9 protein-coding genes are annotated in these 12,698 nt (G+C 63.8%); 5 read left to right on the top strand and 4 right to left on the bottom strand.

What is annotated here, in order from left to right:
- Nucleotides 1-14: 14 nt before the first annotated feature.
- Nucleotides 15-953 carry a diacylglycerol/lipid kinase family protein gene (locus tag NKJ94_RS04655; RefSeq protein WP_352523225.1) on the bottom strand — a complete coding sequence of 313 codons (939 nt, stop codon included), beginning with the start codon at nucleotides 951-953 and terminating at the stop codon, nucleotides 15-17.
- A 735-nt stretch (nucleotides 954-1,688) separates the two neighbouring features.
- Here NKJ94_RS04655 and NKJ94_RS04650 point away from each other — a divergent pair.
- The 3 genes from NKJ94_RS04650 to NKJ94_RS04640 all read left to right on the top strand — a co-directional run bounded on the left by NKJ94_RS04650 (nucleotide 1,689) and on the right by NKJ94_RS04640 (nucleotide 3,933).
- Nucleotides 1,689-2,123, top strand: coding sequence for a DUF4383 domain-containing protein (locus NKJ94_RS04650; RefSeq protein WP_023719157.1), 435 nt, complete (start codon nucleotides 1,689-1,691; stop codon nucleotides 2,121-2,123).
- Between the two features lie 6 nt (nucleotides 2,124-2,129).
- Nucleotides 2,130-3,260, top strand: coding sequence for a hypothetical protein (locus NKJ94_RS04645; protein WP_352523224.1), 1,131 nt, complete (start codon nucleotides 2,130-2,132; stop codon nucleotides 3,258-3,260).
- A gap of 160 nt (nucleotides 3,261-3,420) precedes the next feature.
- A complete protein-coding gene (locus NKJ94_RS04640; RefSeq protein ID WP_352523222.1) occupies nucleotides 3,421-3,933 on the top strand; it encodes a hypothetical protein in 513 nt (170 codons plus the stop codon).
- A gap of 7 nt (nucleotides 3,934-3,940) precedes the next feature.
- Here NKJ94_RS04640 and NKJ94_RS04635 read toward each other — a convergent pair whose 3' ends face one another.
- The 3 genes from NKJ94_RS04635 to NKJ94_RS04625 form a co-directional block, all read right to left on the bottom strand.
- Nucleotides 3,941-5,563 carry an FAD-binding oxidoreductase gene (locus NKJ94_RS04635; RefSeq protein WP_352523221.1) on the bottom strand — a complete coding sequence of 541 codons (1,623 nt, stop codon included), beginning with the start codon at nucleotides 5,561-5,563 and terminating at the stop codon, nucleotides 3,941-3,943.
- Nucleotides 5,564-5,908: 345 nt separating this feature from the next.
- Nucleotides 5,909-6,868 (bottom strand): hypothetical protein, encoded by a 960-nt coding sequence (locus NKJ94_RS04630; protein ID WP_352523219.1) that lies wholly within the window; start codon nucleotides 6,866-6,868, stop codon nucleotides 5,909-5,911.
- A 73-nt stretch (nucleotides 6,869-6,941) separates the two neighbouring features.
- Nucleotides 6,942-7,982, bottom strand: a complete 1,041-nt coding sequence (locus tag NKJ94_RS04625) for a CapA family protein (protein WP_352523217.1) — start codon at nucleotides 7,980-7,982, stop codon at nucleotides 6,942-6,944.
- Between the two features lie 172 nt (nucleotides 7,983-8,154).
- Here NKJ94_RS04625 and NKJ94_RS04620 point away from each other — a divergent pair, with 172 nt between their 5' ends.
- Nucleotides 8,155-9,408 carry a hypothetical protein gene (locus NKJ94_RS04620; RefSeq protein WP_352523216.1) on the top strand — a complete coding sequence of 418 codons (1,254 nt, stop codon included), beginning with the start codon at nucleotides 8,155-8,157 and terminating at the stop codon, nucleotides 9,406-9,408.
- A 114-nt stretch (nucleotides 9,409-9,522) separates the two neighbouring features.
- Nucleotides 9,523-12,690, top strand: a complete 3,168-nt coding sequence (gene uvrB / locus NKJ94_RS04615) for an excinuclease ABC subunit UvrB (protein WP_352523214.1) — start codon at nucleotides 9,523-9,525, stop codon at nucleotides 12,688-12,690.
- The last annotated feature ends 8 nt before the right edge of the window (nucleotides 12,691-12,698 follow it).

The raw sequence follows: 12,698 nt of genomic DNA, 5'->3' as shown, positions 1-12,698 counted from the left end.
TTTAACAGCTTGATTCAATATCTCAGCGTCAATGCGCCGGGCAGGATCTCGAAGGTTGCCGGTATGCGACCCGGCGATTCGCCGTCTATGTCGATCAGCGCGGCGTTCTTTTGCACATCGCCGAGCGGCTCGACAACCACTTTCTTGCCGCGCAGGATGGTGATCGCCGGATGGTTGCGGTGCCGCCCGCCATAGAGCAGGCGAATGTCCCAGATCAGCTTCAGCTTGCCGGCGGCGCGCAGGATGACGATGTCGAACTCGCCGTCGTTAAGCTCGGCGTCGGGCGCGATCATCATGCCGCCACCGAAGAATTTTCCGTTGGCCACCGCCACCAGCGCCATGCGCGCCTCGACCGGGGCACCGTCGTCGACGGTGATCGCAACCTCCTGGAACCGGTAGCGGAGGAACTCCCAGACCGTGCGCCAGTAGAACAGTGCCTTGGCCGAAACCTTGCCCTTGCGCTTGTCGGCGTTGACCGCGCGGTCGGTGGCGCCGGAAAGCCCCAGGCTGGCGATGTTGATGAAATGGCGGCTGGCCAGCGCGCCGTGGTCGTCGACATAGCTGGTGCAGCCGGCATCGACCTTGCGCCCTTTGGCCTCGGCAATCCGCTTCAGCGTCAGGTCGACGTTGTTCGACAGGCCGAGCCCGCGCGCGAAGTCGATGCCGGTGCCGCACGGCAGCAGCCCGAGCTCGGCCGTCCGGCCGCTTTCCCGGAAAGCTTTCAGCAGCCCGTCGGCAACCTCGCTGGCGGTGCCGTCGCCGCCGGCCGCGATCACCAGCTCGAAGCCGATGGCGGCAAGGTCGAGCGCCAGCCTTTCGGCATCGCCCTCGGCCTGCGTTTCACGCAGCTCGAAATCGCCGAAATGTCTTTTCAACGAAGCCGCAACCTCGGGCCAATGCCGCTTGAGCCTGCCGCCGCCGGCGATCGGATTGAGAACCACCGCGACCTTCAAGCCTGCCTCCCCAAGGCCATCGAACACGCCTTCCAATCATTTGCCGGCATTGAAGCCCGCGCCGGCCCGCGGGGCAAGATCGAATGTCCGACAATGCGGCTTCCGCATCGAGGCGGCAAATCCCGGCCGGCGGCGGCAGAGATCGGAAAGTCGCTATTTTGGCAGGGTCAGTCCCCGATAATCCCGCTATTCACAGGCTTGCGGCAGTTTCGCCAAACGCTTATCCCCCGTACATTAAACCCATCTCAGGCGGCTACCGATCGCCACGCCGAAAGGCAAAGCGGAACGGCGGATTTCCTGAGGCCCGTACGGCCCTGAACGAGAACAGGCTTGCCTGTTGGAGGGATGGAAGCCGAGACCTACGGGGCCGCGGAAAGCGTGCGAACGCCGACGGCGGACCGATGCTGCCATGAAGGACGGCAAAAACCTTCGATGGCGCGCTGGGCAAAGCTCGCAAGAGTGGAGACCGGCGTGGTCCGGAACGGACGCTGCCCTCGGGCGGCGACTGGCAGGACCGTCAAAATCAAGGCCGGCATGGCGCGACATCTTTCGGGAGTTGCTGCCGCGACCGTGTCCTGATCTGACAGGGAGGCGCTGGGAGAAATCCCGGCGCCGACTGTCTTTGTGGCTCCGCCTGACGATTTTGCCGGCGACGCTTCACCCCACGCCAAAATCAGCTACTATCCATTGGCCGTCGGGGGCCGTTTGAAAGGGCTGACGGCAGGGGGACATTTCATGACGCTCATCCAAAAGCTTGCTGTTGCCTATGCTTTCCTGTTCTTCGGTGTTGTTGCCATCGGCTATGTGCCGGCCTTCAACGATGCCGGCGGCAATCTGTTCGGCCTGTTCTCGCTGCAGTGGTATGATGATTTGCTGCACGCCTTCTCCGGCGTCTGGGCGCTGGCCGCCGCCTTCATCTCGCACCGCCAGGCGGTGTTCTATTTCAAGCTGTTCGGCTCGGTCTATCTGTTCGACGGCGTGCTCGGGCTGGTCACCGGTTCCGGCTGCCTCGATGGCGGCATCTTCATCAACGGCTTCCGCTCCTTGAACGACATCGAATTTCCGGCCCGCTTCTTCGCCAACCTGCCGCACATCGTCATCGGCGGCTTCGCCGTCTATGTCGGGTTCTGGCTGTCGAAACGCGTCTACGACCATTTCGCCACGGCCTGACCGGCCATGTTCCTGTTCCGCTGGCTGAAGCGCATCATCAAGGCGATCCTCTGGCTCGTCGTCATTGTCGTGTTGATCCCGATCGCCGGGCTGGCCTACGGCTTTCTCACGACGCCGTCGCTGGACACAACACCATTGCCGGGCATCGCCGTGGGTGCCCCGCCGAAGGCGCTGGCCGACAAGGTCCGTGCCGAAATCCCCGGCTACCAGCGGCCGGAGGAATCGACCTTTCTCACCTATCCGGAATGGGCCATCGTCTACGCCGCCCGCGAATATGCCGGCTTCGTCGACAAGAACCAGCCGAGCGGTTTTCCCTATCTCTCCTATATCGGCCGCTTCTGGCAGGACTATGCGACGGTCATCCGCGCCAGTTCCGCCTACAAGTTCAACCTCGACAACCACCAGATGCTGGTGATCATCGGCACCAGCCACACGATCGAGCACGCCATCCAGTGGGCGTATGAGAATACGGTCGGCCGCATCACCGAGGCGACCGCCGGCAAGCGAACCGCCGTCGACATCTACCAGGCCAAGGTGGCGGCCGATTATGCCGGCTTTCTCGACCAGGTGCCGTGGTACCAGTTTCCGTACGCCGAAAAGCGCGCCGGCCTGTTTGGCGTCCAGCCGGCAGCGGACGACAGCGCCGTCCGCACCGGCGAACGCAAGCTCGCCTTCGGCCTCGCCGACACGATCAAGCAGGGCTATGCCGATCTGATCAAGTCGGCGCTCGCCGCCACCACCGATCCGGCCTTGCTTGACATTCATGTCTGGGCCAAGGGTCCGGTCGGCGAAGTGACGCGCAACGAACCCGACACCTTGCTGGAGCGCGATCTCGGCGCCGACGGCGCGATCTTCGTCACCAAGCGCTATCAGGTGTTCACCGACATGATCCCGCGCCTGATCGACAAGGGCGTCTCCTTCGTCGAGATCGGCGGCAATGACGAGATCATGCTCACCATGCTTTCCAATGACGAAATCAATGTTCCCGAAGGCGCGCGCGCTTTGTTCAGCTATCCGCTTCCGGCAGAGCCAGCGACGCGCCGCACCGGGCTGACCGTCGCCGTGCGCAAGCTGCACATCGTGCTGCCGGCGCTGATGACGGCAGGCGCCAGGCTCGAACACGTCTACGATTACTGAGGCCTTTCGGTCACAGCCGGCCTCCGCAAGACGTTGCGTGATGCTCCGCCACGCTCATTCCACAATCGCGGCCAAATCCCGCCTTGTTCCGCAACGATTGATGACGCCGTAGCACTTTGATCTTGCGCACATGCGCCAGGCAACTCGAAGGGACAAGACCGTGATCAAGACCGCCCTTGTCGCCATGACCATCGTCGGCTGCGACTGCGACGCCAGGCTTTGCGAGTATATCGGCGAGACGCCCGCCAAATGGTCGACCATCGCAGAATGCGAAGCGGCGATGAAAAGCCAGATGCTGCACGAGCGCAATTTCGATTATCCGCTGGTCTCGGGCATCTGCCGGACACAGAACTCGTCTTCGTCATCGCAGCTCGCGACCGCTTCCGAGCCTGAATTGACGACGGCTAGCACGGCCGCGACAGATCCGCTGCCATCGGAACTGAGCCATCGGCCCAGCGCTGCGGTCGGAACGCAGGCGACGGCGACGGAAACAGAAGCCGTCCGGCCGGTCGCCTACGAAGCGGCGGTCGATGGCGGCCGCGCCATGCTCTACCGCACGACGACCGGTTACGCCGTGGTCAAGAGCGATCTCGGCCGCGCCGCATCGGCAACGATCGGCATCGCCAAGCGCTCGGCGAACTGGCTGGCGGCGAAACTGCCTGACGGTCTGTAACCGGCCCTCAGGCCGTTCCGATCAGTGCTTTGATGGCGCGATAAAAAGTAGACGAAAACAGCTCGCCCGGATCGTATTGCCGCTTCTTCGCCAGGAAAGACGGCAGTTCCGGATAGGAGGCAAGCAGCTCCTTGCCCGTATAATGGAGCTGGTAAGGCAGGAAAAACCGCCCGCCATGCTTGATCGTCACGTCGATCAGCGCCCTTGTCAGCGCCCGCATCCTGGCATTGCCGTCGGCGTCGGTCGGCTGATTGATGTAGAGCACGAGCGAATAGGCCGGCTCCGGCGCATAATTCAGCGCCACATCCTCTTTGTGGACGATGCGCACCGAGGCGTTGAGCACCGGCAGGCTCTGGTTGCGCAGGATCTCGCGCGCTTCCGCGATGAACGGGTTATAGGCTGCCCGCGGGATAAAATATTCATGCAATATGTCGGTTTCGTCGAGCAGGTCGTTGAACAGATAGGGCACTGAATCGTGCATCGGGTTGTTGCGCGTGACCAGGCAGGCCTCGCCTTCGGCCATTGCCGTCGTCCGCGCCACAGTGCAGCTCTCGAATTTCGGCTCCAGCGTCTTTTCGGTGAACCATTTCAGCTCCTGGAACAGGCTGCCCCATTTCGCCAGGTTGATGATCACCCGCTTGAGCCCAACCGAACCCGGTTCGCCGATTGCCGGCTGGTCGGCCGGCGGCTGGTCGGCCACCTTGTCGTAGCGGTAGACGATCATGTCTTCGAGGAAGTTGCCCGGTGCCGTCGACAAATGGCCGTAGAACAGGCCGATGTCCCTGTTGGGCTCCAGCACCTCGGCAAAGAATTTCGGAAAATCGTCCGATTTGATGATCGCGCGCGAGGTCCGGTAGACGGCGTTGTCGACGATGTCGAGCGTCGCCTCCAGCACCACGCCGAACAGGCCGTAGCCGCCGACGACGTGGCGGAACAGCTCGGTGTTTTCGGTCGGTGAGCAGGTCGTCACCGAGCCGTCGGCCAGAATCACCCGCATCGAGCGGATCGAGCCGGCGACCGAGCCGGCCTGATGGTCCATGCCGTGGGCGTTGACCGACAGCGAGCCGCCGACCGAAAAGATGTCGGTCGACTGCATCGCCTTCACAGCGAAGCGCGGGTGCAAAAGGTCCTGGATGTCGTGCCAGCGCGCGCCCGGCTGCAAGGTCATCGTCTTCGCCGCCGCATCGACGCCGACTTTGTTGAATTTGCGCATGTCGAGCACCAGCGCATTGTCGTCGAAGGCGTGGCCGCCCATCGAATGGCGCACCGCCGCGACCGAGATCTTTAGGCCATTGGCCCGGGCAAAGCCCAGCGCGCTCGCAATGTGGTCTTCCTCGCTGACTTCGACGACGCCGTAGACCGGCGTCACCGACAGGCCGCTGGCATCGTTGATGTCGCCACCCTTGGTCAGCCATGGCAGCGATGGATCGTACGCCGGCGCGTTCTCCAGCGGCTTCAGCGCCAGGTCGATGCCGTCAATGTCGGCGATGCGCCCGGAATTCTTCTGCCCCGACGGACCACGCGCCAGCCGCGCCACGGTCGTCCCGCCCCACAGCATCGCGCCGCCGACTACCGCCGCACCCAGCAGCAACCGCCGCGACAGGCGAAACCCCTTGCGTTCCTCGACCATAGCCCCACCCCACTGTCCCATCGATAGCGCCGGATTGAGACAAAAACCATACCGGCGCTTGACGGGAGCGCCGATACGACATGAAATCGGTGGCCAAAGAACAGATAAAGCAAGCATATCGGCTGTCGCGCCGCCCCTCATCCGCCTGCCGGCACCTTCTCCCCGTATAGTGACGGGGAGAAGGGAGTAACTGCAACCTTCGCGCTCATCTTGCGACGTCGAAAACTGGCGAAAGCGTTGATGAAAGCCCCTTTCTCCCCGTCACTATACGGGGAGAAATGCCCGGCAGGGCAATGAGGGGCGGCGCTAACGCGGAAAAACGATGCCTTCCGGCTATTCCACCGCCTAGTCCTTCACACCGATCTTGCGCACCAGCGCCGCGGTCGCCAGGATCGCGCCCATGTCGGCGATCATCGGCGCGACATGCTTGGTGTAGTCGAGGCGCGTGGAGATGTCCGGCAACTCGAAAAAATTCCTTTCCTGCGGCAACAGCAGGAAACCGTCGCTGCCGTTGAGCGCAACGCGTGCCGGATCGTTCGGCCGGGTTTCGCCGAGCCATTGCAGTGCCTGCGCCAGCCGGCCGGTCACCAGCGGCCGCGCCGCCTCGATATTGTCGGTGCGGAACTCGTAGGCGGCATCGAGCTCCGGCACGCCGCAGGACAGCTCCTGCATCTTGCTGCCGAAAATGCCGCGGAAGAAGCCGACGGCCCTGTTGGTCCGGCGCGCGGCCACCAATGTGCCGGGGAACGGCACGATCGTCTCGAAGGCGACGATGACGCCCTTGAACACTGCCGTCGTGCTCTTGCCCGTCCCTTCCCGGAGATCTGCTTCGTAAAGCTCGAACGGAAACTCTTCGTAGCGGCCGGAGAAAACATCGTCGAAAGACTGTCGGTTGAACGGACCAACCGTCTCGCGCGGCAGCCGGTCGAACGAATTCGGCTTGACGTTGTGCCGGTACTGCATGTCCTCGATGAAGCCGAAGATGATCGGCAACAGCGTGCTGCGAAACGACTGCTGCAATTTGCTCGCCGGCTTGATCGCTTGGAAATAGAGCAGGATCGCAGCCAGGAATCCGCCGATATAGAGGAACACATGTGGGGTCGAGAACCACTGCTCGTTGGGGTCGGCAACCCCGTTGAAGAGCCAGGCCACAAACGCGACGAACACCAGCACCAGCCCGATGAACAGCGGCACCCGCCAGCCCGTCTGACGATGGGCCGAAGCCCTTTCGGCCTCATAGGCCTCGATGTCCTTCTTGATGCCGGCGATCACCGCTTCGCTCGGCATGAAATCCGCAGTTTCCATCGCCAACCCGCCGTCACAAGCCTGCCCGTGTGGGGCATGATAGCCGGTTTTGCGGGCTGCGTCAGCGCAGCCATCAACGCGCGGCACCGAGGATCGCATCGAGGCGGGCCTGAGCCTTTTGCCTCGATTTTCCCGCCAGCGCTTCAACCGGCACCAGCCGCTCATGGTCGCCGGCGCGCAGCCGCATGAAGGCATGCAGCCGGTAGGCGGCGATGGCCCCGCGGGTGCTGGGATCGGCGCTGATATCGACGACGAAAATGGCGCCGATGCGGCCGGGCCAGGGCTGGCGCGCCAAGGCAGTGCCGAAGAAATCGCCGAGTCCATAGGCGACGAGCGTCTTGCCGATCCGCTCGATCGGCTGCACGACATGGGCATGATGTCCGGCGACCAGGCCGACGCCATGTTCGGCCAGAAGCCGCGCCAGTGTGCGCGTTTTCGCACGCGGAAAATGTCGGAATTCCCAATCCCAGTGCGGTACCACGCATAAGAGGTCGACACCCTCAGCGGCGTCGCGCGGCCATTGCGCCGGATTGCTTGCCATCGAGACACGGCCCCCGAACTGAGCCGCGTCGGCATTGCGCCAAAGGGTGAAGGCGGCAAAGCCTATTGTCAGCGCTCCGACCGCAAACCGCTCGACTGGAGCCCCAGCACCGATCGTGCGGATGCCGAGCCGCGCCACCGCGGCGACCGTCTCGTCGAAGCCCGCAATGCCCTGGTCGAGCACATGGTTGTTGGCCAGCGACAGCACCAGTTTTTCGCGCGAGATACCGGCGGCTGCCAGCGCCTCGGCAAGAAACCGCTCGCTCATCGCATGGCGCGTGCCAAGCCTGGTGCCCAAGACAGCACTTGGCCGTTCCACCACCGGACTTTCGCAATTGCCGACCACGAGATCGGCCGAGGCGAGCAGTGCCGCAATCGCCGGATCGCATTCCGGCGTATCGCGATTGGCGACTGCCGAGATATCGCCGACGAAAGCCAGCCGCACCACCCGTGCCGGCATCGGCTCGAGCAGGGTCGCTGCCGCCGGCGCGAAGCCGCGGTCGTCGCCGTCGAGCGAAGGCCGGAGGAAGCGCGGCAGCCATGACAGTTTGTAGGAAAGCGGATAATTCGACACGCGACGCCCAATGGTTTGCCCTGTGTAGACCGTCTGCCGGATCGGTTGAAGCGTCGACTCTCAGCACAGATGAAATACAAATGAAATGATGACCGGCCTGTCCGAAGGTAACAGGCACCGTGAACCAAATGGGTGTATGGTTCGTGCGGAGCGACAAAGAGGGGCGACCAAGATGACGCGTTTTTCGAGGCTGATGGCAGGCGCCATCGTTCTTTTCCTGCCGCTGTCTTCGGCCAGCGCCGCGGCTCCCGAACCGGCGGCCCTGTTCGAGGCAAAAACCGTGGCCGAACGCGACAGCGCCCTTGCCGCGCTGGAAGCCGCAGCGCCCGGCGATCCGGCATCGGCCTATGCCGCCGGCGCCGGCGAATTCTTCACCGCGTTGGAGATCCTGGCCAGCGGTCTGCACCGCCACGGTTTCGACAGCCCGCAATCGTTCATGCTGCCGCTGATGCGGCTGCCGGTGCCGGACAATGCCAATCCCGAGCCGCTAACCTACGAACAATTCCGCGCCATTCTCGTCGCCTTCCGCGACCGGTTGGAGAAATCCGCCGCCACGCTCGGCTCCGTGCCCGCCGACGCGGAGATCGGCATGGTCATCGACCTCACCCGTCTCGGCATCGACCTCAACGAGGACGGCACGATTGCGCCGGACGAAAGCGCTGCGGCGATCATGGCGTCGCTGTCACGCGGCGGCGGTGCGCCAGACGCGGCCGCACCCGCCCTCACCTTCCGCTTCGACCGCGCCGACGGCTATTGGCTGCAGGGCTATGCCGAGTTCCTGATGGCGCAGGCCGATTTCTGGCTGGCACATGATTTCAGCAACACGTTCGACGGCTCGTTCCACATGCTGTTTCCGCGCGCAAAACTGCCGCTGCAGGACACGCTCGTGCCGCTGGACGGCGGCATGAATGGCGGCATTCTGTCGTCCGAATGGCGCCTCGCCGATTTCATTTCGCTGGTCCATCTGATCAACTGGCAAGTGGTCGAGCCAGAGCGCCGGCAAGCGGCACGCCGCCATCTCATGGAAATGATCCGGCTGTCGCGCGAGGACTGGAAAGCCATTCGCACCGAAACCGACAATGACCGCGAATGGCTTCCCGGGCCGCAGCAGAAAGGCGCCAGCCCACTCACCGGCCTCGAAGTCGGTGAGCAGCAGGTGCAGGCCTGGCTCGGCGCCCTGGCTATGGCCGAGGATCTTCTGGAGGGCCGCACCTTGCTGCCGCATTTCCGCATCGCCGACAAAGGCATCAACATGAAGCGCTTCTTTGATGAGCCAAAGCCCTTCGACCTGGTGCTGTCGATCACCGGTCCAGCCATCGCGCCCTATCTCGAACGCGGGAAGATTCTCACCAGCGAGGAGTTCAACCAGATCCAGCGTCAGTTCGGCGGCGCCGGGTTTCTGACATTTGCGCTGTGGTTTAATTGAGGGGCATATTTGGACGCGCCTCCTGACACCCTGCTGTCAGCAGCCAAATTGCGCCTCGCGCCCCTCACCACTCCGCTCTTTCCATTTTGGCCGATACCTCCCATATTCGGGGCCATGGCCAGACTCTCCGACAAGAAAACGCCGCCGCCGGCGAATGACGATCGCGCTTCGCCCCCCAAGCGGCGCAGCCCGCTGACCGATTTCCTCGATGCCTCGGAGCCGCTGCACAAGGGCGGCTTTGCCGAAGCGCCGCAGGCCGAGTTCACCGGCGCGCCGCTGACCGGCTCGATCGCCGACTGGGCCGAGCAGATCGAGCAGGAAGCCGAGAAGGAAGGGCGCCTTTCCGGCAAAGACGGCGGCAAATCGCCGAAGCCGGCGAAGAAAATCCCCGAGCGCTCCTCTTCCCCCGGCCGTACGGCACGCGGTACCTCGATGGGCGGGGCGGCCTCGGCGCGGGAGCGCACTGCGGCCGGTCTCAATCCTGTCGCCGGCCTCGACGTCTCACTGGAAGAGGCCGAGACGATGGCCTCGGGCGGCGTCACCGCCACCGTCGCGGCGCTGTCGGCGCTGATCGAATCCGGCAATCCGCTGCACAAGGACGGGGTGCTGTGGACGCCGCACCGCCCTGCCCGGCCGGAGAAATCCGAAGGCGGCATCGCCATCAAGATGGTTTCGGATTTCGAGCCGGCCGGCGACCAGCCTACGGCGATCAAGGATCTCGTCGAGGGCGTCAACAGCAACGACCGCACCCAGGTTCTGCTCGGCGTCACCGGCTCCGGCAAGACCTTCACCATGGCCAAGGTGATCGAGGAGACGCAGCGCCCCGCTCTGATCCTGGCGCCCAACAAGACGCTTGCCGCGCAGCTCTATTCCGAGTTCAAGAAATTCTTCCCGGAAAACGCCGTCGAGTATTTCGTCAGCTACTACGACTATTACCAGCCGGAGGCCTATGTGCCCCGGACCGACACCTATATCGAGAAGGAATCCTCGATCAACGAGCAGATCGACCGCATGCGCCACTCGGCGACGCGTTCGCTGCTCGAGCGCGACGACGTCATCATCGTCGCCTCGGTCTCCTGCATCTACGGTATCGGCTCGGTCGAGACCTATACCGCGATGACCTTCCAGATGCAGATCGGCGACCGGCTCGACCAGCGCGCGCTGCTCGCCGACCTCGTCGCCCAGCAATATAAGCGCCAGGACATCAACTTCGTCCGCGGCTCGTTCCGGGTGCGCGGCGACACGATCGAGATCTTCCCGGCCCACCTTGAAGACCGCGCCTGGCGCATCTCGCTATTCGGCGACGAGATCGAGGCGATCACCGAATTCGATCCGCTGACCGGACAGAAGACCGGCGAGCTGAAGAGCGTCAAGATCTACGCCAATTCGCACTATGTGACGCCGCGCCCGACCTTGAACCAGGCCATCAAGTCGATCAAGGACGAGCTCAAGCACCGGCTGGTCGAACTTGAACGGGCCGGCCGCCTGCTCGAAGCGCAGAGGCTTGAACAGCGCACCCGCTTCGACCTGGAGATGCTGGAAGCGACCGGCTCCTGCGCCGGCATCGAGAATTATTCGCGTTATCTGACCGGCCGCCAGCCTGGCGATCCGCCGCCGACCTTGTTCGAATACATCCCCGACAATGCGTTGGTCTTTGTCGACGAAAGCCACGTCACCATACCGCAGATCGGCGGCATGTATCGCGGCGACTTTCGCCGCAAAGCGACGCTGGCCGAGTATGGTTTCCGCCTGCCGTCCTGCATGGACAACCGGCCGCTCCGCTTCGAGGAGTGGGACGCCATGCGCCCGCTTTCCGTCGCGGTTTCCGCAACGCCCGGCGGCTGGGAGATGGAACAGTCCGGCGGCGTTTTCGCTGAGCAGGTCATCCGCCCGACCGGCCTGATCGACCCGCCGGTCGAAGTGCGCCCGGCCAAGAGCCAGGTCGACGATGTGGTCGGCGAGATCCGCGAAACGACGAGGGCAGGCTACCGCACGCTGGTCACCGTGCTGACCAAGCGCATGGCCGAGGACCTGACCGAATATCTGCATGAGCAAGGCATTCGCGTGCGCTACATGCACTCCGACATCGACACGCTGGAGCGCATCGAGATCCTGCGCGATTTGCGGCTCGGCGCCTTCGACGTGCTCGTTGGTATCAACCTGTTGCGCGAAGGCCTCGACATTCCCGAATGCGGTTTCGTCGCCATCCTCGATGCCGACAAGGAGGGCTTCCTGCGCTCCGAGACATCGCTGATCCAGACCATCGGCCGCGCCGCCCGCAACGTCGACGGCAAGGTCATCCTCTACGCCGACCAGATCACCGGCTCGATGGAACGAGCGATGGCCGAGACCAGCCGCCGCCGCGAAAAGCAGATGGAGTGGAACCAAGCCAACGGCATCACGCCGGAATCGGTCAAGTCGCGCATCTCCGACATCCTGGACTCGGTCTACGAGAAGGATCATGTCCGCGCCGACATCTCGCAGTTCACCGACAGCGCCGGCGCGATGATGGGCAACAATCTGAAAGCCCATCTCGACGCGATGGACAAGCAGATGCGCGACGCCGCCGCCAACCTCGACTTCGAAAAGGCGGCCCGCATCCGCGACGAGATCAAGCGGCTGCGCGAGATGGAACTGTCGATCTCCGACGATCCGCTGGCCAAATATGCCGACATGGAAAGCCCCGTCTCCGGCCGCGAGAAGGGCAAGCACAACAAGGGCGTGGCCAAACATCGTACATCAGAGGAACAGGAGCGTTTCCGCAAACTCGACGAGGCACGTGCCGCCGAAGAGGCGGCCCGGCCCAACCTCTTTCGCAAGCCCGCGCTCGACGAGATGGGCGCCGACGGCGCCGTACCGGTCAAGAAGCCGCTCTTTGCCAAACCGTCGCTCGACGCAATGGGGCCGGGCACCGACATGCCGACGCCGGCCGGCGCGGTGTCGCGTTCACTGTTCAAGAAACAGTCGGCCGAAGAAGCGCACGGCTCCGATTTCGGCATCCCCGGAGAGCCGACCAAACCGCTGTTCAAGAAAAACTCGCTCGACGAGATGACAGTGCGCCGGACCGAGAAGCCGGTTGAAGGAAAGGTGCCGGCCAAGCCACAGCCGATCTCCCCCCGTGTGGGGGAGATGCCCGGCAGGGCAGAGGGGGGCGCGAAGGATCGCAATGATTCTGCCAAACCCATTGTCCGCGAACGTGCCGGCATCGGTTCCTACGAAGACCCCGCCGACGCCCGCCGCGAAAAGCGCCGGCCCGGCAAGACGGGGCGGCCGGGGCGGTAAGGCTTCGG

It is taken from the genome of Mesorhizobium sp. M0060 (assembly GCF_040323155.1).
Lineage (GTDB): Bacteria > Pseudomonadota > Alphaproteobacteria > Rhizobiales > Rhizobiaceae > Mesorhizobium.
The sequence above is the reverse complement of the archived record's forward strand: the minus strand, read 5'-3'. Positions and strand labels throughout refer to the sequence as shown.